Origin of the sequence: Arthrobacter ipis (assembly GCF_014694315.1) — a bacterium.
Classification (GTDB): domain Bacteria; phylum Actinomycetota; class Actinomycetes; order Actinomycetales; family Micrococcaceae; genus Arthrobacter; species Arthrobacter ipis.
Genome location: NZ_JAAOXD010000002.1, coordinates 297460 through 318373, shown reverse-complemented (window position 1 = coordinate 318373; position 20914 = coordinate 297460). Strand labels below are relative to the sequence as shown.

The 20914-nt window shown below is 66.4% G+C and carries 19 protein-coding genes and 1 pseudogene; 10 read left to right on the top strand and 10 right to left on the bottom strand.

Annotation, left to right across the window (positions count from 1 at the left end):
• Position 1: 1 nt before the first annotated feature.
• The 5 genes from G9E11_RS06975 to G9E11_RS06955 all read right to left on the bottom strand — a co-directional run bounded on the left by G9E11_RS06975 (position 2) and on the right by G9E11_RS06955 (position 2988).
• Positions 2 to 604, bottom strand: a complete 603-nt coding sequence (locus tag G9E11_RS06975; RefSeq protein ID WP_190604189.1) for a TetR/AcrR family transcriptional regulator — start codon at positions 602 to 604, stop codon at positions 2 to 4.
• A gap of 116 nt (positions 605 to 720) precedes the next feature.
• Positions 721 to 1212 (bottom strand): MarR family winged helix-turn-helix transcriptional regulator, encoded by a 492-nt coding sequence (locus G9E11_RS06970; RefSeq protein WP_190604187.1) that lies wholly within the window; start codon positions 1210 to 1212, stop codon positions 721 to 723.
• A gap of 21 nt (positions 1213 to 1233) precedes the next feature.
• The gene (locus G9E11_RS06965; protein WP_190604185.1) at positions 1234 to 2322 is read right to left on the bottom strand and encodes a calcium:cation antiporter; all 1089 of its coding nucleotides are present in this window, start codon (positions 2320 to 2322) and stop codon (positions 1234 to 1236) included.
• Positions 2323 to 2368: 46 nt separating this feature from the next.
• A complete protein-coding gene (locus G9E11_RS06960) occupies positions 2369 to 2671 on the bottom strand; it encodes a DUF4193 domain-containing protein (protein ID WP_003802821.1) in 303 nt (100 codons plus the stop codon).
• 110 nt (positions 2672 to 2781) lie between these two features.
• Complete coding sequence (locus tag G9E11_RS06955) at positions 2782 to 2988, bottom strand: hypothetical protein (protein WP_111904158.1); 207 nt, start codon at positions 2986 to 2988, stop codon at positions 2782 to 2784.
• Positions 2989 to 3375: 387 nt separating this feature from the next.
• Between G9E11_RS06955 and G9E11_RS06950 the strand changes: the two genes are divergently transcribed.
• Positions 3376 to 4134: a lytic transglycosylase domain-containing protein gene (locus G9E11_RS06950; RefSeq protein ID WP_190604183.1), complete on the top strand. Its 759-nt coding sequence runs from the start codon at positions 3376 to 3378 to the stop codon at positions 4132 to 4134.
• Between the two features lie 67 nt (positions 4135 to 4201).
• On the opposite strand, the pseudogene G9E11_RS06945 reads toward G9E11_RS06950, so the two are convergent.
• Positions 4202 to 4956: pseudogene (locus G9E11_RS06945) on the bottom strand (ammonium transporter).
• Positions 4957 to 5256: 300 nt separating this feature from the next.
• Positions 5257 to 5946, bottom strand: coding sequence for a DNA alkylation repair protein (locus tag G9E11_RS06940; protein WP_190604181.1), 690 nt, complete (start codon positions 5944 to 5946; stop codon positions 5257 to 5259).
• A gap of 181 nt (positions 5947 to 6127) precedes the next feature.
• Here G9E11_RS06940 and G9E11_RS06935 point away from each other — a divergent pair, with 181 nt between their 5' ends.
• The 3 genes from G9E11_RS06935 (at position 6128) to G9E11_RS06925 (ending at position 10867) form a co-directional block, all read left to right on the top strand.
• The gene (locus G9E11_RS06935; RefSeq protein WP_190604179.1) at positions 6128 to 8284 is read left to right on the top strand and encodes an amylo-alpha-1,6-glucosidase; all 2157 of its coding nucleotides are present in this window, start codon (positions 6128 to 6130) and stop codon (positions 8282 to 8284) included.
• A 185-nt stretch (positions 8285 to 8469) separates the two neighbouring features.
• On the top strand, positions 8470 to 9831 hold the full coding sequence (locus G9E11_RS06930) for a hemolysin family protein (protein WP_190604177.1): 1362 nt from the start codon (positions 8470 to 8472) through the stop codon (positions 9829 to 9831).
• Positions 9824 to 10867: a hemolysin family protein gene (locus G9E11_RS06925; RefSeq protein ID WP_190604175.1), complete on the top strand. Its 1044-nt coding sequence runs from the start codon at positions 9824 to 9826 to the stop codon at positions 10865 to 10867. Before G9E11_RS06930 ends, G9E11_RS06925 begins: the two co-directional genes overlap by 8 nt.
• Positions 10868 to 10957: 90 nt before the next feature.
• Here the strand turns inward: G9E11_RS06925 and G9E11_RS06920 are convergent, their stop codons facing one another.
• Together G9E11_RS06920 and G9E11_RS06915 are read right to left on the bottom strand one after the other, a co-directional pair.
• Positions 10958 to 13246 (bottom strand): fibronectin type III domain-containing protein, encoded by a 2289-nt coding sequence (locus G9E11_RS06920; RefSeq protein WP_190604171.1) that lies wholly within the window; start codon positions 13244 to 13246, stop codon positions 10958 to 10960.
• Positions 13247 to 13553: 307 nt separating this feature from the next.
• A complete protein-coding gene (locus G9E11_RS06915; protein WP_190604169.1) occupies positions 13554 to 13952 on the bottom strand; it encodes a DUF5997 family protein in 399 nt (132 codons plus the stop codon).
• Positions 13953 to 14047: 95 nt separating this feature from the next.
• Between G9E11_RS06915 and G9E11_RS06910 the strand changes: the two genes are divergently transcribed.
• The gene (locus G9E11_RS06910; RefSeq protein ID WP_190604167.1) at positions 14048 to 14788 is read left to right on the top strand and encodes a LysR family transcriptional regulator substrate-binding protein; all 741 of its coding nucleotides are present in this window, start codon (positions 14048 to 14050) and stop codon (positions 14786 to 14788) included.
• A gap of 7 nt (positions 14789 to 14795) precedes the next feature.
• On the opposite strand, the gene G9E11_RS06905 is transcribed toward G9E11_RS06910, so the two are convergent.
• Entirely contained in the window at positions 14796 to 15008 is a 213-nt protein-coding gene (locus G9E11_RS06905; protein WP_190604165.1) for a hypothetical protein, read from the bottom strand.
• A gap of 374 nt (positions 15009 to 15382) precedes the next feature.
• Here G9E11_RS06905 and G9E11_RS06900 point away from each other — a divergent pair, with 374 nt between their 5' ends.
• From G9E11_RS06900 to G9E11_RS06880, 5 genes are all read left to right on the top strand, one after another.
• Complete coding sequence (locus G9E11_RS06900; RefSeq protein ID WP_246468786.1) at positions 15383 to 17191, top strand: multicopper oxidase family protein; 1809 nt, start codon at positions 15383 to 15385, stop codon at positions 17189 to 17191.
• Between the two features lies 1 nt (position 17192).
• Positions 17193 to 18017, top strand: coding sequence for a hypothetical protein (locus G9E11_RS06895; protein ID WP_190604163.1), 825 nt, complete (start codon positions 17193 to 17195; stop codon positions 18015 to 18017).
• A 59-nt stretch (positions 18018 to 18076) separates the two neighbouring features.
• On the top strand, positions 18077 to 18706 hold the full coding sequence (locus G9E11_RS06890; RefSeq protein ID WP_194717967.1) for a LacI family DNA-binding transcriptional regulator: 630 nt from the start codon (positions 18077 to 18079) through the stop codon (positions 18704 to 18706).
• Between the two features lie 359 nt (positions 18707 to 19065).
• Complete coding sequence (locus tag G9E11_RS06885) at positions 19066 to 19974, top strand: ABC transporter ATP-binding protein (RefSeq protein WP_190604159.1); 909 nt, start codon at positions 19066 to 19068, stop codon at positions 19972 to 19974.
• On the top strand, positions 19974 to 20891 hold the full coding sequence (locus tag G9E11_RS06880) for an ABC transporter permease (protein WP_190604157.1): 918 nt from the start codon (positions 19974 to 19976) through the stop codon (positions 20889 to 20891). Before G9E11_RS06885 ends, G9E11_RS06880 begins: the two co-directional genes overlap by 1 nt.
• Positions 20892 to 20914: the final 23 nt, after the last annotated feature.

Here is a 20914-nt window from a genome sequence, read left to right as displayed (position 1 = left end):
ATTATGCCGGCATGCTCTTGGGCCGGTGGTCGGCAATCAGTCCGCTGGCCATGTGCCGGGCGCGGCGGGCGGACATCTTGTCGCCTTCCGCGGCGGCAATGATCGAGCCCTTCATGAGGATGTGCCAGGAGAGGGCGAACGCCTCGGAGTCATCCAGGCCCGCTTCCTCGGCCAGGAGCCGCACCTGCTGGCGGATCCTGCCCAGGTACCCGATGCTCGCCTGTCCCAGGGGATGCTCAGCCCCCATCTCCAGCAGCACCTTCACAAAGGAACACGCTTCGAAGTCATCGTCCTGGAACCACTGGTCGTAAACGTCGAAGATGGCCAGCCGCTGGTCCTCAGGGTTATCGGCCCTGCTTCGGGCTTCCGGTACCACTGATCCGAGCATCCACAGCTCGTCGCGGCGCTTCAGAAAGGCCAGCGCCACATCGTCCTTCGACGGGAAATGCCGGTAGAACGTCGCCTTGGCGACGCCCGATGCACGGATCAGCTCATCGACCCCGACGTCGCGGATTCCGCGGTGGGAAAACAATCTGTAGGCGGTGACCACAATACGGGTGCGGACATCATCAGGATCTTCAAGGTCGTCTGCCACTGTCCTCATCCAGGAAAGTCTACCTTTGCCGTGCAAGATTCTGCGGCGGTCCCGGGCGCGGCGCCTACGATGCGCGACCAGGCGGTGGCCGCCGTCGGACTCCAACTGGGGAGTTTTTGTCCCGTTTAGGCCGTTGCTTCGTCTTCCACTCCGGGGTCAACAGGCGTGTGATCCGTCTGGGCTGATTCGATGAGCTGCGTCATGGCCACGTGGATGTCTTCGGCCTGAGCGCGGGTGAGGCCGAGCTTGGCCAGCATGGTGCCGGGCACGCCCAACGCCTTGTCGCGGAGCGCGGCTCCTTCGGGGGTCAGCCCAACGGCAAGGGACCGTTCATCCCCGGGAACGCGGCGGCGGGTGACATATCCCAGGGCCTCGAGTCGCTTGAGCAGCGGGGACAGGGTGGCCGGGACCAAGAGGAGGGTGTCGCTGATTTCCTTGACGGATCGCGGGCTCTTTTCCCACAGCGCGAGCATCACCAGGTACTGCGGGTGGGTCAGGTTCAGCTCCTGCAGCACGGGCCGGTAGGCGCCGATGACGGTGCGCGAGGCAACAGCCAGCGCGAAGCAGAGCTGCCGCTCTAGCAGGAGGTCTTCGTCGCTCCCTGAAGGGGAAGTCATGAAGCCATGATATCGAAGTGCCTACGGGAACATGGCGAGGAAGAGGAACGCGACGAACAGCACCAGGTGGATGGCGCCCTGCAGTCGCGTGGCGCGCCCTGGCACAACGGTGAGTGTTCCCACGATGACAGTCAGCAGGAACAGAACGATCTGCGTGCCGCCGAGCCCCAGCGTCAGCGGTCCCGGCAGCCAGATGCTGGCGATGGCGATCGCGGGAATCGTCAGGCCGATGCTGGCTATCGCCGAGCCGTATGCCAGGTTGAGGCTGATCTGGATCCTGTTCCGGGAGGCGGCCCGGGAGGCGGCGAGGCCTTCCGGCAGCAGGACCAGGAGCGCGATGATCACGCCCACGAAGGACTCCGGAATCCCAGCACGGCTGACGCCCGCTTCGATCACCGGGGATACCGTTTTGGCCAGTCCGACGACGGCGACCAGCGCCGCGCACAGCAACGCCAGGCTTGTGTAGGTGGCCCGGTTGGTGGGGGTGGGGCCGTGCAGACCGTCGTCGCCGTCCCCGGGAGACAGGACAGGAAGGAAAAAATGGCGGTGGCGGACGGTCTGGGTCAGCACAAACACGCCGTAAAGCGACAGTGAGGCCACGGCCGCAAAGCCCAGTTGCAGGGGAGAAAACTCAGGTCCGGGCCGAGACGACGTGAAGGTCGGCAGGACCAGCGTCAGAGTAGCCAGCGTGGTGACCACGGCCAGGGCGGCACCCGCTCCCTCCGGGTTGAACCGGGGGATGCCGTATCTGCGGGCGCCCACCAGCAGGGCAATACCGACTATGCCGTTGGCCGTGATCATGACGGCGGCGAAGACGGTGTCCCGTGCCAGCGAATGGCTTCCCTCGCCGCCGGACGCGATCAGCGTGACGATGAGGGCCACCTCGATGACGGTGACGGCGACCGCAAGCACGAGCGAACCGAAGGGCTCGCCGACGCGCTCAGCCACCACTTCGGCGTGATGCACCGCCGCCAGGATGGCTCCCATCAGAACCACCGCGATGGTGGTGGCCAATACCGGCCCGGGAGAAACTCCCCAGGTCACGGCCAGCACGATCAGGCCGACGACGGGAACGACGGCGGTCCAGGACGATCGGAGCCGGGCCAGCACAGCGCTATCTTCTCAGTGCCGGCCCTTCAGAGCTAGCCCTCTGGTACTAGCCTTCACACTCCGAGCAGTACTTCTTGCCGTCCTTTTCCCGCGCGAGCTGGCTGCGGTGGTGGACCAGGAAGCAGGACATGCAGGTGAACTCGTCCTCCTGCACCGGAACAACCTGGATCAGCAGCTCTTCGTGCGAGAGGTCGGCACCGGGAAGGTCGATGCCTTCGGCGGTATCGGCCTCTTCGACATCAAGCAGGGCAGTCTGGGATCCGCCCTGCCGGGACTGGATGGCCTCCAGGGATTCGTTGGCCGGCTGGTCCTCTTGGGCCACGCGAGGGGCGTCGTAGTCAGTTGCCATGGTTTTTACTCCTTCGGCTGCGCGCCGGACGGCGCACATTTCGCAGGACTCAACGAATGGGCGCCGCCAGGTATTCCCGGTAACCGGGGACGGGTTAAGGTCCCCAAAGTTTAGAGGATAATTTCGCGGGTCATGCCGAATGGAACCTGCTCGGAAAGCGTGGCGGTGTAGCTCCCGGGCCTGTTGCGCGTGACGATGATGCCGTGCGTTCCGGTGAGCATGGCCGCTTCCTGGAGATCCTTGACGGCTGCGTCGAGCCTTTCGTCGAGGATCTGGCGGTCTTCTACGTGGATGTCGATGGTGGTGGTGCTGGGCATGGATGTCCTTTGGGATGTAAAAATCTCGGGCTGTTCAGAGTTTTGGGCCGCGAGCGAATCGGCGGCAAGGGGCGCTCCGGGATCGCTGCGTAGGCAGCGTCTACCGGACACCTGCATGGGCGGCCTGTAGGCCGCTGGTGCACCGCCCCCACGGGCTCTGATTGAAGCCTGTCCACGCGTACGGTATCGCGTGCATCATGTCGGTGCTCTGCCAAAAATTAGACCTTGAGGTGAAAAGTCTGTCAAGCCTCGGGCCCTAGACTCCTTCCCGCACCGCTTCCGCGAATCCTCCGTGCCGCAGCTCTGCGCCCTGCCTGCGCAACAGGATCGCGTCGCCTTAGTACGCCGGGTGGGCAATCACCCGCGGGTGCCGGGTTAGGCTGTTCCGTGCTTCGTCTGAAACGCCTCGCGGTTCTCAGCCTTTTCGCGTTCTGCGCCATCACCGGCCTTGCCTTCTGGTTCCTCGGCATGGCCAGTCCGGGCGCGCCCGGCGCCGGAGTGCGCGCGGCCCAACCGGCTCCGCCGCAGGCGGCTGGGAAGTTCGTGCCGCTGGCAGGTGGCAGTTCGCATGCCGTGAACATCACCAGGACCGTCGAACCGGGCTGGCTGGCCCGGACCGCGGTGCAGACCGGGATTCCTGCACGGGCTCTTCGGGCGTACGTTGCCGCGGCCGGCATGGCGGATGCCGCTGCGCCGGCGTGCGGGATCGGCTGGAACACGGTGGCCGCCGTCGGGTTTGTCGAATCCGCGCACGGCGCCCTCGGCGGAGGCCACCTCACGGCTTCGGGCGACGTGAGCGGTCCGATCGTGGGCCCCGGCCTCAACGGCGACGGCTTCGCCGCCATTGCCGACACCGACGACGGCGCGCTCGACGGGGACGCCCTCTGGGACCGTGCCGTCGGACCCATGCAGTTCATTCCCTCCACGTGGAAGCTGGCAGGAAAGGATGCAAACGGTGACGGGGTGGCCGATCCGCACAACATCGACGACGCCGCCCTCACCGCTGCCGGCTACCTGTGTGCCGGCGGCCGGGACCTCACAACGGACCAGGGCTGGACCGATGCCATCTGGTCCTACAACCAGTCCGAGGCCTACCTGAAGCAAGTGGGCGAGCAGGCTGTTGGGTATGCGGAGCAGACGGGGTAGTCCGGAATGGGGTCGGCGTACACGTAGGGCCTGGCACTGTCGGTGCAGGCCCTATGTGGACGTAGTTTCAGACCCGGTGCGGGGAGCCCAGTTCCACGGGCTCCTCATCCATTAAGTAGGCGGATTCCGAGTGGGCGGCGATGTCGATGCCGCGGAGTTCGGCTGCCTCGTCGATGCGGAGGCCCACGGTGATGTCCAGGACCTTGGCGATGACCCACGTGACCGCGAAGGAGTAGGCCAGCACGGCCACCGTTGCGACCGTCTGGATGCCGAGCAGGTCCAACCCTCCGCCATAGAAGAGCCCGTTGACTTTGTTCGGGGCGGCGTCGGTGGCGAAGAGTCCGATCAGCAGGGTGCCGATGATGCCGCCGATGAGGTGCACGCCGACGACGTCGACGGAGTCGTCGAAGCCGAGGCGGAACTTCAGTTCGACGGCAGGGAGCAGACGGTGCCGGCTATGAGTCCGATTGCCAGCGCGCCGAGCGGGCTCACGGCACCGCACGCCGGCGTGATGGCCACGAGGGCGGAAATCAGTCCGGAAGCGGCGCCCATGCTGCTGGCGCTGCCCAGCCTGATGCGTTCCACGGCGGCCCAGGCGAGGCCCGCGGCGCCGGCCACGGCGGTGTTCAGGAAGACCACCGACGCCGAATGTCCGGCGGTAAGGGCGGAACCGGCGTTGAAGCCGAACCAGCCGGCCCACAGCAATCCTGCTCCGACCAGCACCAGCGGGCGGCTGTGCGGCTTGACGTGCTCGCTCTTGGGCCAGCCCGCGCTGCGTCCCAAGACCAGTGCGAGGGCGAGGGCTGCGATGCCGGCGTTCATGTGCGCGGCCGTGCCGCCGGCGAAGTCGACCGCCTTGAGGTTATTGACGATCCAACCGCCGGTCACGGAACCGTCCGCCGAGCTGAAGGCAACGCTGACGCCGGCGAGGCGTGCCACTTCTTCCCGGCGGAGGCCGGGAACACGCCGTCGGCCGCCACTCGGTTCCAGGCCCGCCTGCTCCGGAGTGATCCGGGAACGGCGGGAGACTAGCCTGTCAGGCTACGGCCATTCCAAAAGTGAGGGAGGTCCTGCCTTAACCCGTCTTGGCAAGGTACTGCCTACCTGGCCGGGATGGACGTTCTACCTGCCCGAGCTGATCGACCTTCCGCCCCGCCGGCTCACCATCTCATTGATCCAGCTCGGCGCGAAAGGCGAGGTGCAGTTCGGCGGGGTCGGGTAATCCTTCAGGACTTCCAGCCGTTCACCGATGTCAATGGCCCGGGCCCGGTGGTCTGAGTGCTCGATGCCGATCTGCGCCAGGGTGTGGTTCATCGCCCACTGCAACCGGGCAGGTGCGTCTTTCATTTCCGCCTCGATGGTGTTCAGCAGCCCTGGCAGGTCCAGGCCCTCGGGCTTCTTTGCGACCCGCTCCGTGGTCAGGGCCCAGCCGGCACTCGCGACCACCTGGTCCGGGTCGTCGGTCCAGGCGGTGCGCAGCTCTTCGGCATGCGGGCTCTTCTTCACCACGTAGTTCACCAGCCAGTCATGCACCTTGGGTGCCCGGGCCTGGCGCAGCATGGCATCCAGTTCCTGCTGCTCGAAGGCCTTCGGCCGGCAGATCAGCAGTGACAACAACCGCGCGGCGGTGTCATCCGTGGCCCACAATTCACGGGCCAGCTCGTGCTGCGTCTTCAGCCGCTTCGCGACCGCACGCAACGCGGACAGGTTCACGCCGTGGTCGTCGCCGCGCCTCTGGTTCGCTTCGCGCATCTTTGGATCCTCGAGTGCGGCCAGTTCGGCCATCACGGCTTCTATTGTTGCCTCGGCCATCACTGCTCCTGCTCGCTAAGTGCCTTCGCTCGTATTGTAGGACGGCGGCGGGCACTAGGGCTGGAATCACGCCGCACACCGGCGTAGCGTCAGTGAACGAGGGCCGGCCACCGCATCCGAGCGATTCCATGCGCGGGTAGCCCTTCGAGGTGGCGTTCAGCTCGATTCTGAAGGAGCCCCGATGGCTGGATGGAACGCTGACACTGCTGCAGGGTCGCCGGGGCCGGGCTCGGTCACACTGGTGGAGGGCTCATCATTTTGCATCTCTGCGGCGAACGGCGATATCCGCACCGAGTACCCCCACGGCGTCTTTGTCGAGGACACCCGAATACTGTCCTGCTGGCGGGTACTCATTAATGGCGCCCCACTGGAGCCGCTCGGGGCGAAGACGAAGGAACCCTACCGTGCCGTCTTTGTCGGCCGTGTCCCCCGGCCGGACGGACACGCGGACAGCCCCCTGATCGTCGAACGCCTCCGTGAGGTGGGCGCCGGCATCCTGGAGCGGATCACTGTCCAAAACTACTCGGCAGCCATTGCCGAGTGCGCCCTTACCCTCAGGGTCGAGGCGGACTTCGCGGACCTCTTCGAGGTGAAAGAGGCACGCATCCAGCGCCGCTGGAAAGAGTCCCGGAAAGCGCAAGGCGACTCGCTAACCATCCGGGCCGCCTGGGAGCACGTCCGGAAAGGCGTAGTGGTGACGGCCGAGGGCGCCGACATCGGCCCGGAGGGGCTGGCCTACCACTTCGCGATCCCGCCGCACGCGCAGTGGAGCACCACCATCAGCGTCGTCCCTGCCGACGGTGGAACCGACTCAGGCGCACGCTTCGTCCGGCCCAATGAAGGCGAAATATCGCCCCGAGACAAGCGCCGCCAGGAGTGGGTGGCCAAGATCCCCGTGCTGAACATGGGCAACCCTTCCATCGAACGGACGCTCCGGCGAAGCTACGACGACCTGGGTGCGCTTCGCATTGAGGACCCCGACCACCCGGACCGAATCGTGGTGGCCGCTGGCGCCCCATGGTTCATGGCCCTGTTTGGCAGGGATTCGCTCTGGGCGTCCCTCATGGCTCTCCCCGTTGACCCGTCGCTGGCTTTCGGCACCATACAGACTCTCGCGGACCGCCAGGGACGGGTTGTGGATGAAATGAGCGAGGAGGAACCAGGCAAGATCCTCCACGAGGTCAGGCTCGATGTCTCCAGCGGACTGGCGTTGGGCGGGAAATCCGCATACTTCGGTAGCGTCGATGCCACCCCGCTGTTCGTGGCCTTGTTCGGCGAAATCAGCCGCTGGGGATTCGCGCAAGAAACTATCTCCGACCTGCTTCCCCATGTCGACCGGGCGCTGGACTGGATCCGCCACTACGGGGACAAGGACGGCGACGGCTTTGTCGAGTATGAGCGACTCAACGACCGCGGACTCATCAACCAAGGCTGGAAGGATTCATGGGACGGCATCAACTTTGCCGACGGCCGGATGGCCGAGCCGCCAATCGCCTTGTGCGAGGTGCAGGCCTATGTCTACAGCGCGTACATGGCGCGCTCCTGGATAGCCCATGACGCCGGCAACATGGAACTGGCGGGCGAGTACCGGAAGCTCGGGGCGCAGTTGAAGAAGCAGTTCAACGAACGGTTCTGGCTGCCCGACCGCGGCTACTACGCCGTCGCCCTTGACGGCAACAAGCAGCCGGTCGACGCGTGCGCATCCAACATGGGCCAATGCCTGTTGTTCGGCATCGTCGACGCGGACAAAGCTCCCCTGGTGGCCGACCGGCTCATGTCCCCGGAAATGTTCAGCGGCTGGGGCGTAAGAACCTTGGCCAGCGACATGGGCGCCTACAACCCTGCCAGCTACCACAACGGATCCGTGTGGCCGCACGACAATGCGATCATCGCGGCCGGACTCCTCCGCTACGGCCTCGTCGAGCAGGCGCAGCGCATCTCTACGGCTCTTTTTGAGGCCGCGGAGTACTCCGATGGCCGGCTTCCCGAGTTGTTCTGCGGGTTCAGCCGCGAGCAATTCGACGAACCCATCCCCTATCCCACTGCCTGCTCACCACAGGCCTGGGCCGCAACCACCCCCATTCAGCTCGTGAAGAGTCTCATGGGCTACTACGCCGACGTTGCCCGCGGCGGACTGTGGCTGGATCCGGTTCTCCCAAAATCCTATGGCGACCTGCATATCACCAACGCACCCATGGCAAACGCCAAAATCACCATAGACATCGCCGATTCCGTTGCGAGCGTTCAGGGACTGCCCGAGGGCATGCTGTTCCACCACGGCATCCGGCCGTGGGCCGCCGACCTGGCGCAACAGGCCAAGACCAATGGAAAGGTCTAGCCTCGGAGGCCATGCCACTTGCGAGCAGGAACCAGCCGTGACGAGCAGTCTCCATCGCGCCGAAACGGGCTATAGGAAACACCCGATATAGTTGAGTGCACTATGGACGACCCTCCTTCACACATGCCCTGGCCCCTCACTCATTTGACCGGCACGCCGGTTAGCGCGGGAGAGGGGCGCCCCCAATGAATGAATGGATCATGATCGGCATCGGCCTGATCCTGACAGTCGGCACCGGATTCTTCGTCGCATCCGAGTTTGCCCTGGTCAATCTTGACCGCAACGACCTGGAATCGCGCCAGGCCCGGGGTGAGAAACGCCTTGCCCCCACCATCAACGCCCTGAAGATCACCTCGACGCACCTTTCCGGTGCGCAACTGGGCATCACCCTCACCACCCTCCTGACCGGTTACACCTTCGAACCTGCCATCAGCAAGCTGCTGAGCGGTCCGCTGACGGCGTCCGGGTTCCCGGAAGGCCTTGTGCCCGGGGTGGGCGCCGTCGTCGCGATTTTCATCGCCACCATCTTCTCGATGGTGATCGGCGAGCTGGTTCCCAAGAACTTCGCGCTGGCGCTGCCACTGGCCACCGCCAAGGTGGTGGTTCCGTTCCAGGCCCTGTTCACTGCGGTGTTCAAGCCTGTCATCCTCCTGTTCAACAACACGGCGAACGCCATCATCAGGTCCTTCGGCATCGAGCCCAAGGAGGAACTCTCGGGCGCCCGCAGCGCTGAGGAACTGAGTTCGCTGGTGCGCCGCTCTGCGCTGGAAGGCGTCCTCGACATGGACCACGCCGCCCTGCTGCACCGGACGCTGCGCTTCTCCGAGCACAGCGCGGCGGATGTCATGACCCCGCGCGTGCGGATGACCGCCGTGAACACCGATGACACGGCCGAGCAGATCATTGCGCTGGCCAGCTCAACCGGCTATTCGCGCTTTCCCGTCATCGGCCGCGACCGGGACGACGTGCTCGGCGTGCTCCACGTCAAGCACGCCTTCGCCGTGGCCCTTGAGGAACGAGCCAGCGTCCTCGCGGCGGACCTGATGATCGAACCGCTCATGGTCCCCGAGTCCATGGGCGTCGACTCCCTTCTGGTGCTGCTGCGTAAGCAGGGCCTCCAGGTGGCCATCGTCTCCGACGAGCACGGCGGAACGGCCGGCATCGTCACCTTGGAAGACCTGGTGGAGGAGATCGTCGGCGAACTGGAGGATGAGCACGACCGTGCCCGGGTGGGCGTGGTCCGGACCGGGCGGTCCATCACCTTCGACGCCTCGCTGCGCCCCGATGAGCTCCTGGACCGGACCGGCATCGCCGTCCCCGACGGCGAGGATTACGACACCGTGGCCGGTTACGTCGCTGACCGGCTGGACCGGATCCCGGAACTCGGTGACGAGGTAGCCGTCGACGGCGGCACGCTCCGTGTGGAGCGGGTGGCCGGCACCCACGTCGGGCGCCTGAAATTCACGCCGGAGGAATCGGCAGAGCCGCCCAAGAGCGCGCATGACAGCATCATCGACACCCTCACGCAGGAGCTGACCCATGAGTGAGTACCTTCCGGGCATCATCTGGCTTGCCGTCCTGCTGGTGGTCAACGGCTTCTTTGTCGGCGCCGAGTTCGCCGTCATCTCCGCCCGCCGGTCTCAGATCGAGCCGAAAGCGGAGGCGGGCAGCAAGGCGGCGAAAACCACCCTGTGGGCGATGGAGCATGCCACGCTCATGCTGGCCACCAGCCAGTTGGGCATCACCGTCTGCTCGCTGGTGATCCTGAACGTCTCCGAACCGGCGATCCACCACCTGCTGGAGGTCCCGCTGGGCCTGACCGCCCTGTCCGGGGAAGCGATCGGAATCATCGCCTTCGTGGCGGCGCTGCTGCTGGTGACCTTCCTACATGTGGTCCTGGGCGAGATGGTCCCCAAGAACATCTCGTTCTCGGTGCCCACCCGCGCGGCGCTCATCCTTGCCCCGCCGCTGGTGATGGTGGCGCGCATCTTCAAGCCGGTCATCTGGACCCTGAACGGCATCGCCAACTCGATCCTCCGCCTGTTCCGCGTGCAGCCCAAGGACGAGGCCACCAGCGCCTACACCCTGGACGAGGTGGCAAACATCGTGGAGCAGTCCACCAGGGAAGGCGTCCTGACCGACAACACCGGGGCCCTCACCGCGGCCTTCGAGTTCACCGAAAAGACCGTGGCCGACGTCGAGGTTCCCATCGCCGAGATGGTGCTGCTGCCGGCGTCTGCGACGCCGGCAGACATCCAGCGGGCTGTGGCCGAGCACGGCTACTCCCGGTACATCCTGACCGACGACGACGGCGACCCCTCCGGTTACCTGCACCTGAAGGACGTCATGGACCTCACCACAGCGGAGAAGTTCACCCGGCGTGTGCCGGAGAAACGCATCCGCCGCCTGGCCTCGACGTTCCGCGGCAGCGAGCTTGAGGACGCCCTCGCGACGATGCGCCGCACCGGTGCCCACGTTGCCAGGGTCTTCGACGCGCGGGGCAACACCACCGGTGTGCTGTTCCTCGAGGACATCATCGAGGAGTTGGTGGGCGAGGTGCAGGACGCCACCAGCAGCCCTTAGGCCACCCGGAAACAAGCGAAGCCCGAACACAACGAAGTCCGGCGGCTGGCGGCTGATGCCGCCGGCCACCGGACTTCGGTGGTTAAGGACTTACTTGTTGGCTACCGCCTTGGGACCTGCGGTGCCGCCGAGCGTGGATTCAATCCACACGGTGCCCGGGTTGGTGGTGCCGGCTGCCGCGTTGCGGAGCCGCAGGCTGTAAACGCCGCCCGTTGCCGGTGCGGCAGCTGCGGTGACGGCTGCCTGGCCCAGGATCCTGCCCGTCGCGCCGCCCACCCGGACGGTGACGGTTCCGCCGACCACCGAGCTGGTGCCGTCAATCCTGAGGTCACCGGTCCTCCACTGTGAAACGCCGATGGTTACCCGGTCCGTAACCGGTACAACCTGGACCTCATCCGTTTTGACGGTTGTGCCAACAGTGACCGTCAGCTTGAACGTGAGGGGGCTGTTGGTCATCGGGGACTGGAAGACTGGAAGGCTGAACGTCGGCTTGAGCGTCTTGGCCCCGGTGAGCGTGACCTTGTCCGGATCGGTTGGCCCGGTCAGGAGCTGCGTCCACTGGTAGGTGGCGCCGGCAGCAGTGGATCCTGTGCCGTCCAGGGTGACTGTGGTGGCCGTGGTGCGGCGGACAATGTTCTGGTCCGGGCCGGCCACAGCTACGACGGCGCCCTGTGAGGTGACGGCGGCGGTCTTGGCCGATTCGGGGCTGCTGCCGTTGGCGTTGCTGGCCTTGATCGTGAACTGGTAGGCAGTGTCGCCCGCGAGTCCGCCGTAGACCATGGACGTTGCGGTGCCGGCTGCCGTCTTGGGTGCACCAAATGGTGTGCCGTCAGTGGTGTAAGCCTGGACGGAGTAGCCGGTGATGGTCAGGCCCGCAGCGCCCGGGTCCGGGGCCGTCCAGGTCAGTGTGGCCGTGCCCTGGCCCACCACGGGTGCCCCTGAGAACGCGGGAGTGGCGGGAACCGGATCGTTGGTTACCTTGAAGACGGACTCGCTGATGGTGGAGACGTTGCCTGACGGATCGAACGCCGCAAACCTGAGCGTGGTGTTGGTGGCGATGTCCATCGGGGCGGTGTAGCGGACCGCCGTCGCCCCCAGCACTCCGCCGGAAAGGACCGGATCGGTACCGTCGGTGGTGTAGTAGATGTCGCTGCCCGCCTCGTTGGCCGTCAGCGTGACCCGCTGGGCGACCGGGGAGGTTCCGCCGTTGGGCGTCGCAGATACGGTCGGCGGAGTGCTGTCCGTGACCGGAATGGCGTGGGCGGCAGGGTAGGTCTCGCCGACGCTGCTGACGGCGACGACGTAAACATCATAGTCCTCGGTGGCGGAGAGGCCGGTGAGGGTGGTGCCGCTGGCCGCCGGGCCGGAGATGCGCTTGCCGATCTCCACCTGCTCGTTGCCGGTCACGGTCCTGCCGACTGCAACGGCACGGTAGCCGGTGATGGCCGGGGTACCGGGGATGGCTTCGGCCGGCGTCCAGTTCAGCTTCAGGCCGCCCGAAACCTTGGCGGCGGTGATGCCCGACGGCGCGGGGGGACCGGACTGCAGCGGGCCGTTGGGGCAGCCGCCCATGCCCGGTCCCCCGGGCTCGCCGTACTCGGCGATGGTCAGGCCCTGCCGGTTGGCGTCGGCGTCTTCGAACTGCCAGGCCATGGCGCGCTCGCCGAGGCCGGCGTTGGCGGCGATTTCAGCGGTGGCGGCGTCGTCGAAGTTGTAGGTGGCGGTGAAGGTGTCGGCCGTGACTTCAAGGGCGGAGGAGTAGCCGCCCTTGGGGGCCGGGGTGAGCGCGCCGGGGACGGCGCGGATGTCACGGCGTGCCACCGTGGTGTCCCGCAGCGCCGGCTCAATGATGCGCTGTTCCAGCTGGGCGGGGTTCACGCCCGCTCCAATGTGTCCCTTGACGGTGAGGGTGGTGCCGCTGAGCGTGGCGTCGCCGGTGACATAGGCGTCCTGGACGGTGGTTTCGCCGCCGTCGGTGGCGCCGAACTTGATGGAGACGACATCGCCGGGGAGGATGTCCGGGGTGATGTTCAAGCCGGTTCCTGCGCCCCAGCAGTAGCCGCCGGGGTGGTTGACTTCGAAGGCAACGTCGCCGGCCGCGACCACGCCCTGGGCTGAGCCGATCACCTTGCCGGCGCGGCGCACCTCAAGGGTGCCGGTCTCTCCGATGTGGTTCTGGTAGCCCTCGACGGTGACGAAGTCACGGTTGGGGAAGACAACGATGTTGTCCGGGAAGCTGGGTACGGCCGCGTTGGCGGCGGGAATGGCGAACATGGAGGTTGAGCAGATAACCGCCGAGACGGTGGCGAAGACTCCGGCCCTGCGGGCACCGGGAAGGCGAGAAGTGTGCGCTCCCGGCTCGCTTCGTGCTGATTTCATGATGACCTCATCGATCCGAGGTGCGCGACCTTCACGCACAATCACAGAATCAATAAGTCCCCTTGGGGAAACGCTGTGCGATTCGGCTTGCACAGACGCCCCGCGGCACCGATTTGGCAGCACCTTTTGGGCCCCCACACGGAGGGGCCTGTGACGGGGAAGCAGGAGATTTGCCCATGTCAGCGCTGGCATTTTCCGGTGGTCAGCCGTGAGGGGGACGTGTGCCACGCAGAGGGGTGCACACCCCCCATTGCCCCCATAGCTGGGGGCTGGGAATTCCGGTTTTCCCCAAGGGCGGGGCCGGAAATCAGCCCTGGCGGGCCTTTTTTTCTGCCTTCTTGGCGGCCTCGTCCTTGACCCGCTGCGCCTCGGTGCGGACGGCTGCCTGCGTGGCGCGCTCGGCGACCAGCCACGCGGGGGGAGCCTGCAGCAGCGCGGTGATTTCCGCCGTCGTCAGCGCCTCTTCGACCCCGCCGCGGGCCAGACCGCTGATGGAGACGTTGAGCTTCTGTGCCACTACCGGGCGGGGGTGCGGGCCGTTGCGGCGCAGTTCGGCCAGCCACTCCGGCGGGTTGGACTGCAGCTCGGCGAACTCCGCGCGCGTGATGGTTGAATCCTGGAACTCCTGGGGCGTCGCCGGGAGGTAGATGCCAAGCTTCTTGGCAACGGTGGCCGGCTTCATGGACTGGGAGTTAGCGGAGGTCATGTATTAAGGGTATCCGGCTGCGCCGCCTCCCCTGACCAAGGATGCCTTCAGTCAAGGATGTCCGCAGTCAAGGGTGTCCGCAGTACTGTGAAGGTGTGCCCGCTGAAGATGAACCCACCCTGGACCCGGCTCCGCCGGAATCCCCGCGAGAGCTCCGCTTTGCCTACGTCCCCGGCGTGACGCCGGGGAAGTGGATCCGGCGCTGGGAGGAACGGATGCCGCACGTGCCCCTGCGGTCGTTCATGTCCGACGGCGGCACACAGCTTTCGGTGCTGCGCGACGGTTCGGCGGACCTTAGCTTTGTCCGCCTGCCGGTGGAGCGCGAAGGGTTGAACGTTATCCCTCTTTATGAGGAGCAGCCCGTGGTGGTGGCGCCCAAGGGACACGAAATCAGCGTGTTCGAGGACGTGGCGCTGGAGGACCTTGCCGAGGAAAACTTCCTCGATGCCGATGAACTGGGCGGGCCGGAAATGGCCCTGCAAGTGGTGGCGTCCGGCGCGGGCCTGCTGATACTTCCCATGTCCGTGGCGCGGCATTTCAATACCAAGGACACCGTGGCCCGCCGCCTCACGGGGGCGCCGGCGACAGAGATCGCGCTCGCCTGGCCCAGCGACGCCACGGACGAGGTCATCGAGGAGTTCATCGGCATTGTCCGCGGCCGCACCGCGCAAAGCTCGCGGCAGCCGTCCGCCCAGCAGGAGAAGCCGAAGAAGGCACCCAAGCCGGACCTTCGCGGCACCGGGTCCGGGGCAAAGAAGGCGAAAGTCGCTCAGCGTTACGCACCCAACCCGGACAAGGGGCGGGGCCGCGGTTCGCGGAAGAAGGGCAAGCGCTAACTGCTGCTTACACAGGACCTGCAACGGCTGATCCCTGATCGGGGCCCGCGCTCGGTCGCCTGGAGTCCCGGAGGTGTGCCAGCAGGGCCCGTTCCGGGCTTCCGGGGTTCTCGCCAAGATGCCGCAGCAGCGCCATCCGGACGTCCAAGTCCGTGCCCTCGTCAGTGAGGACGTGGCTGATCACGCCCATGATCTGGCGCCGAAGACCTTCCTCCTGCATGGGACCACGCTCCTTACTTCTGCTGGTAGTCTGCCGCCGGGCCGTTGGGAATAGCCGGGGGCGGGCCGGATCCGCGGCGCCTGCGGCGGCCATACTTAGGGGGTCCCGCCCCCGTGGGTGGCTGCGGGAACCGATTTGAGGGTGCCGCCACCGGGTAGCCCGTGCTTTCCGCAGGGGCGTCTTGGGACAGTGATGGCACCTGGCCGGCCGGACTCCCAGCCAACAGCCGGCCAGGCCGCCGGGCCCGGCAGCGCACCCCCTGTTACTGCCGGGCCCGGCGGCACCCTTGCGACTGCGGCCCTCCCACCTATTCAGGTGGGACAGACCCCCGCGGGCGCTGCTTCCCAAGGTTTTCTGGAGTCCCGCGGCGCACCATGACTGTGTTTCCACACATGGCCAGCGCCAACGCTGTCGCTGAGGCCATCACAACCAGCTGGGAGGACGTCATGGCAGCAACACGGAGGGACGTGTTGAAACTAAGCCTGTTGGGCGGCGCTGTCGCCGCCACAGCATCAACCGCAGGGCCGGCCATCGCGGGTGTTCCGGGCAGTGTGCCTGGCCGGCGGGGTGCAGACGACAATGAGACGACGGTTGTCACGCCAAGCAGGCTCGCCCCGGCGAACATGCCGGTTCCGTTCACCGCTGTCTTCCGGCGGCCGCCGCAACTGCTTCCTTACGCCACGGGCCGGGACCGCGACGGCACACCGTTTGCGAAGTATGCCCTGAACCAGAAACTGGGCAAAGCCCAGATCGCACGCGGGCTCAGCACCACCCTGGCGGGGTACAACGGCGTTTTTCCGGGCCCCACCATCCGCGTGCAGCAGGGCACCCGGACGGAGCTGCGGATCAGCAACCGCCTGCCCGCAACGGGCCTGCTCTACCCGAACACCTTCAACACCGTCACCCACCTGCACGGCTCGGCGTCGCTGCCCCAGTACGACGGGTACGCCAACGACCGCACCGCACCGGGCAGGGTGAAGAACTACCACTATCCGAACTGGCAGGCGGCGCGGACGCTCTGGTACCACGACCACAACCACATGCTGACGGCGCAGGGCGTCTACTCGGGCCTCGCCTCCACGTACGTCATTACCAACGAACAGGAGCGCGCGCAGCTGCCGCAGGGCGAGTTCGACGTGCCCATCCTGGTCTCGGATGTGATGCTGAACGCCGACGGGTCCCTTGGCTACAACGACAACGGCCACGCGGGGCTGTGGGGTGACATCATCATGGTCAACGGGGTTCCGTGGCCCACCATGAAGGTCAAGCCGCGGATTTACCGGTTCCGGTTCCTGGTCGGCTCGATCACCCGTTCCTACCGCTTTGCTTTGTCCAATGGTGACCCGTTCCACGTGGTGGGCACCGACGCCGGAATGACCCCAAAGGTGCAGGCCGTGTCGTCCTGGCGGCAGGGGACAGCCGAACGCTACGAGGTGCTGATCGACTTCCGGAAGTACAAGCCGGGCCAGTCTGTAGAGCTGCGGAACCTGAGCAACAAGAACAACGTGAACTTCGCCAACACCGGGAAGGTCATGAAGTTCGAGGTGGTGGCCGATTCCGCAGCCCAGCCAGGGTCCCGCTCAATTTCCGCCATCCCCACCACGCTGGACCCCGGCCCGCACCCCAGCCGGGCCAACGGCGGGCTGGACACCATGGCCCTGACCCCGGACATGGCCGTCGCCAAGAGGATCCTCCGGGTCCAGCGGCAGGGCGGGGAATGGACCATCAACGGTGAAACCTGGGACGACGTGGAGAAATCCAACTTCACCCGTTGCTTCGGCAACCCGCAGCGTAACCAGGTGGAGCAGTGGACCATCGTCAACGAGTCCGGCGGCTGGTTCCATCCGGTCCACATTCACCTGATCGACGGCAAGATCATTGGCCGGAACACCAACGGCGGCAAACCGTTCGCCTGGGAAGGCGGCCCGAAGGACGTCTTCTATGCGGGCGAGGACGAGTCGGTCACGGTCCTCATGCAGTTTGACACCGGCAAGCACGTTGGCGGCCGGTATATGGTCCACTGCCACAACCTCGTCCACGAGGACCACGACATGATGGTCCAGTTCTCCGTGGGCGACCTGCGGAACAATGACCCCATCAACGCGGACAAGCCCGTGCTGGAAACCCGGCCCGAGGGGTACTACGCGTCGAAGTACAAGCTGGCCTACCCGGCGGGGACATGACATGAAAAGGTCGCTACTGATCGCACCGGCGGTGCTGCTGGCCTTCTCCCTGGCCGGCTGCACCGGCGGCGGCCAGGCCACTCCGGCAGCCAACCCGGCACCGGCCCCGCCTGCAAGCAGCTCCGCCAACGCTGCGGACCGGGTCCTCGCGCAGGCCGAGGAAGGGCAGGATCTGGGCAACGGCCGGCCCACCGTCAGCTATGACGGCCTCATGGTCCGGCGCAGGGTGGTGATCGCGGTGCACACCGGGCTGGATGCCGACGTCGCCGCTATCCGCAAGCGGCTCGGCGCTGCCGCCGCGGCACGGGGCACCGACCTGTCCGCCGTCTCGCCCGATGTGCTCGAACCCGCCGTGCTGCAGCAGATGGTCCCCGAGGTCGTCGTGGCCCTTCCGTCAACTGCCACTCCCGACGACGGACGCACCATTGTGCGGGCAGTCACCGAGGAGGATACCGGCAAGCTCGGCGTGAAGAACTTTTATGTCTTGCCCGTCCTGGTGCATGACCTGCGCTTCAACGTTGCCACGGCGGACCCCGCAGCCGTTTCCGCCGCGGTGGACCGGGAAGGCATCGTCTCCGACGCGCTCGGGAACTACAGCACTCAGGTACGGGGCGGACAGCTCAGCATCAGTTACACGGGCCCCCTGCTCGGCGACGAAACTGTCGAGAGTGTCCGCGAGGGCATCAGCCGGCCGGCGCACATTCCCGCCGCCGACGTGGGCGTCGGGCCCAGGTCCGCGTCCGGAACCGGCGTGGACATGGCCGCCGAACCGCCGTGGGACGCGGAGCAGCTCGAAGGCCAGGCAATACATCCGCACACGGAGTGATGCACCGCTTCCAAATAGAAGTTACCCGCAGTGCAACGATAGGAGGAACAGTGAGAAGCATGTCCGGCCCCACCATCCGGGACGTTGCCCAACGGGCCGGGGTCTCACTGACGACAGTGTCCTACGTGCTGTCCGGCAGGAGCGGAGGCACCACGCGGATCAGTCGGACTACGCAGGAGCGCGTCATGGCCGCCGTCGACGATCTTGGCTACGTGCCCAACCAGGCAGCGCGGGGCATGCGCCGCGGCCGGACGGATCTGGTGGCCATCGCCATCGAGGACCTGGAATGGCCGCCGGACCGTGCGCTCGCCGCAGCCGCCGCCGCGATACTTCCACGGCACGGCTACCAGCCGGTCATTCTGCTTGGCCAGTCGTGGCGGCAGTTCATGCTGGCCGGCGGTGCCGACGGCGTCATCGTGCGCGTCCTCCCCATCTCCGAGGAAGAGGACCAGGCCATCGCGGAACTGGCCAGGCGCGGCATCGCGCAGGTGGTCGTCTCCGAATCGGTGAGGGCCGAACAGGCGGTTGCGCTGCTCATGGACCGGATCGCCGGCTACGCCCAGGCCGCCGGCCAGCCGGCCCCGTGGAAGCGGCTCAGCGGGAATGCCCTCTTTGGCTACGGCGCGCTGCTGCTGAACGAGGTGTTGTCCGCCGCCGGAATTTTTGCCGAGCAGATCCCCGTCTTCTAGGAACCAAGGGATCCAGAACCGGCTACCGGCAGCGGCGTAACAATCAGCCGGGCCGCTGCCCGCCTACCATGCACGGTACGGACGACGCCGGCACGTCATGGTCCGTAGCCAGCCGCAACATCAGCCGCCTCCACGGTCCGTTCCTGCCGCCATGCGTCATCCGATGTCACCGGAAGACGCCCGCGGTTACGCACTGTTTCCTAACGAGTCTCTGCGCGTCCCGGCGCCGCCACGCGCGGCCCCCGCCGGCAGGTTACGCCCCGTTTCCCCTCGTGACCGCGCCCTTCAGGCGGTGGTCCATCTCTGCTCTCATGGTGGACAACAAACGCCTTGAACGACCTGCTGAAGGGAAGCACACCATGACCTCCGGAACCGGGCCGATACCGAAAATCAGCCTCCAAAACATCACCAAGAAGTTCACGGTGCGGCCCAGCAAGGACAACCCGGAAGGGGCGGTCCTGACCGCTTTGGACGGCATCTCCCTTGACGTCTCCGCGGGCGAATTCATCACCCTGGTGGGCCCCAGCGGCTCCGGCAAGACCACCCTGCTGGACCTCCTGGCCGGCCTCACCAAGCCGGACACCGGCCAGGTGCTGGTGGACGGCCGGGAAGTGGCAGGCCCGGGGCGGGACCGCGCCGTCGTTTTCCAGCAGTATGCGCTGTTCCCCTGGCGCACGGCCGCCGCCAACGTGTCCTTCGGACTGGAAGGCGTGGGCAGCGACGGGAAGCGCTACAGCCGCAGGGAACGGGCCGGGAAAGCACGCGAATACCTTGAGCTTGTGGGCCTCGGCGGATTTGAAGACCGCTACCCCCACGAGCTGTCCGGCGGCATGAAGCAGCGCGTGGCCATCGCCCGCAGCCTGGCCTACGAGCCGGACATCCTGCTGATGGATGAACCGTTCGCCGCACTGGACGCCCAAACGCGCGAGCAGCTCCAGACCGAACTGCTCCGGATCTGGGCCACCACGGGCAAGACCATCATCTTCATTACCCACGGCATCGACGAGGCCGTGTACCTCGGCCAGCGGGTGGCCGTGCTCAGCTCCCGGCCGGGACGGCTTAAGGAAATCGTGGACATCGACCTCGGTGACCGCTCCGGCGACGAGGACGTACGCTCCGACCCTGCCTTCGTTGAACACCGGCACAAGGTTTGGTCGCTGCTGCATGACGAGGTGCGCCGTGCCCAGGAAGCCGGCCACGCGAAGATCCAGCCCGACGGAACGGCGCCGGACGAGACCAGGACCATCGCAACCGGAAAGGCAGCCTGATGAGCACGCCAACACTGACCCAGGAAACGCAAACGCAGGCCGGTCCCGCGGCGGCGGCCGGGGAGGCAACGACGGAGCGAAATCCGGCGCTGAGTCCGGGTCCCGGCAAGACCCCGGCGGCCACGCTACGCCGGTACGCCCTGCAGGGCGGCAGAGCTGTGTGGGGTGCCGGTGCGATCATCCTGTTCCTGCTGCTCTGGGAACTGGGACCCACCTACCTTGCTCCGGCATCGACGCGGGTTTTCCTTCCACCCCTTCACGAAGTGCTCGAGGCCTTGGGCACACTCATCGGAAACGGCCAGCTGCAAAACCATCTCGCAGCCAGCCTGAGCCGGTCCGCCAGCGGCTTCGGCATCGCCGTCGTGACGGCCGTGGCCCTCGGCCTGCTCGTAGCCTGGTACGGCGCCCTCGACCGCTTCCTCAACCCGCTGCTGGAGGTCTTCAGGAACACGGCGGCGCTGGCCCTGCTCCCCGTGTTCACGCTGCTGCTCGGCATCGGGGAGACCTCGAAGATCAGCATCGTGGCCTACGCGGCATTCTTCCCGGTGCTGCTGAACACCATCGCCGGCGTCCGGACCGTTGACCCGCTGCTGATCCGGGCCGCCCGCTCCCTGGGGCTGTCCAACTTCCAGCTGTTCCAGAAAGTGATCCTTCCGTCCGCGGTGCCCACCATCTTCACGGGCATCCGGATGGCCGGCACATCCTCCATCCTCGTCCTGATCGCCGCCGAGATGGTCGGTGCCAAGGCCGGCCTGGGCTACCTGATCGTCAATTCGCAGATGAGCTTCCTGATCCCGGACATGTACGCGGGCATCCTGACCGTGTCCCTGCTCGGCCTGCTGGTCAACTACCTGCTGGTCGGCGTCGAACGTCACTTCTCCCGCTGGCGGACCGCCGTCGGATCCCGGACCGCCTGAACCGCCCGCCCTCCCAACCCAAG

Bases quoted from the DNA above. Each gene is read 5' to 3' on its own strand.
- G9E11_RS06975 (WP_190604189.1), bottom strand. From the start codon at position 604: ATGAGGACAGTGGCAGACGACCTTGAAGATCCTGATGATGTCCGCACC.
- G9E11_RS06970 (WP_190604187.1), bottom strand. From the start codon at position 1,212: ATGACTTCCCCTTCAGGGAGCGACGAAGACCTCCTGCTAGAGCGGCAG.
- G9E11_RS06960 (WP_003802821.1), bottom strand. From the start codon at position 2,671: ATGGCAACTGACTACGACGCCCCTCGCGTGGCCCAAGAGGACCAGCCG.
- G9E11_RS06955 (WP_111904158.1), bottom strand. From the start codon at position 2,988: ATGCCCAGCACCACCACCATCGACATCCACGTAGAAGACCGCCAGATC.
- G9E11_RS06940 (WP_190604181.1), bottom strand. From the start codon at position 5,946: ATGGCCGAGGCAACAATAGAAGCCGTGATGGCCGAACTGGCCGCACTC.
- G9E11_RS06935 (WP_190604179.1), top strand. From the start codon at position 6,128: ATGGCTGGATGGAACGCTGACACTGCTGCAGGGTCGCCGGGGCCGGGC.
- G9E11_RS06930 (WP_190604177.1), top strand. From the start codon at position 8,470: ATGAATGAATGGATCATGATCGGCATCGGCCTGATCCTGACAGTCGGC.
- G9E11_RS06925 (WP_190604175.1), top strand. From the start codon at position 9,824: ATGAGTGAGTACCTTCCGGGCATCATCTGGCTTGCCGTCCTGCTGGTG.
- G9E11_RS06920 (WP_190604171.1), bottom strand. From the start codon at position 13,246: ATGAAATCAGCACGAAGCGAGCCGGGAGCGCACACTTCTCGCCTTCCC.
- G9E11_RS06915 (WP_190604169.1), bottom strand. From the start codon at position 13,952: ATGACCTCCGCTAACTCCCAGTCCATGAAGCCGGCCACCGTTGCCAAG.
- G9E11_RS06905 (WP_190604165.1), bottom strand. From the start codon at position 15,008: ATGCAGGAGGAAGGTCTTCGGCGCCAGATCATGGGCGTGATCAGCCAC.
- G9E11_RS06900 (WP_246468786.1), top strand. From the start codon at position 15,383: ATGACTGTGTTTCCACACATGGCCAGCGCCAACGCTGTCGCTGAGGCC.
- G9E11_RS06895 (WP_190604163.1), top strand. From the start codon at position 17,193: ATGAAAAGGTCGCTACTGATCGCACCGGCGGTGCTGCTGGCCTTCTCC.
- G9E11_RS06890 (WP_194717967.1), top strand. From the start codon at position 18,077: ATGTCCGGCCCCACCATCCGGGACGTTGCCCAACGGGCCGGGGTCTCA.
- G9E11_RS06885 (WP_190604159.1), top strand. From the start codon at position 19,066: ATGACCTCCGGAACCGGGCCGATACCGAAAATCAGCCTCCAAAACATC.
- G9E11_RS06880 (WP_190604157.1), top strand. From the start codon at position 19,974: ATGAGCACGCCAACACTGACCCAGGAAACGCAAACGCAGGCCGGTCCC.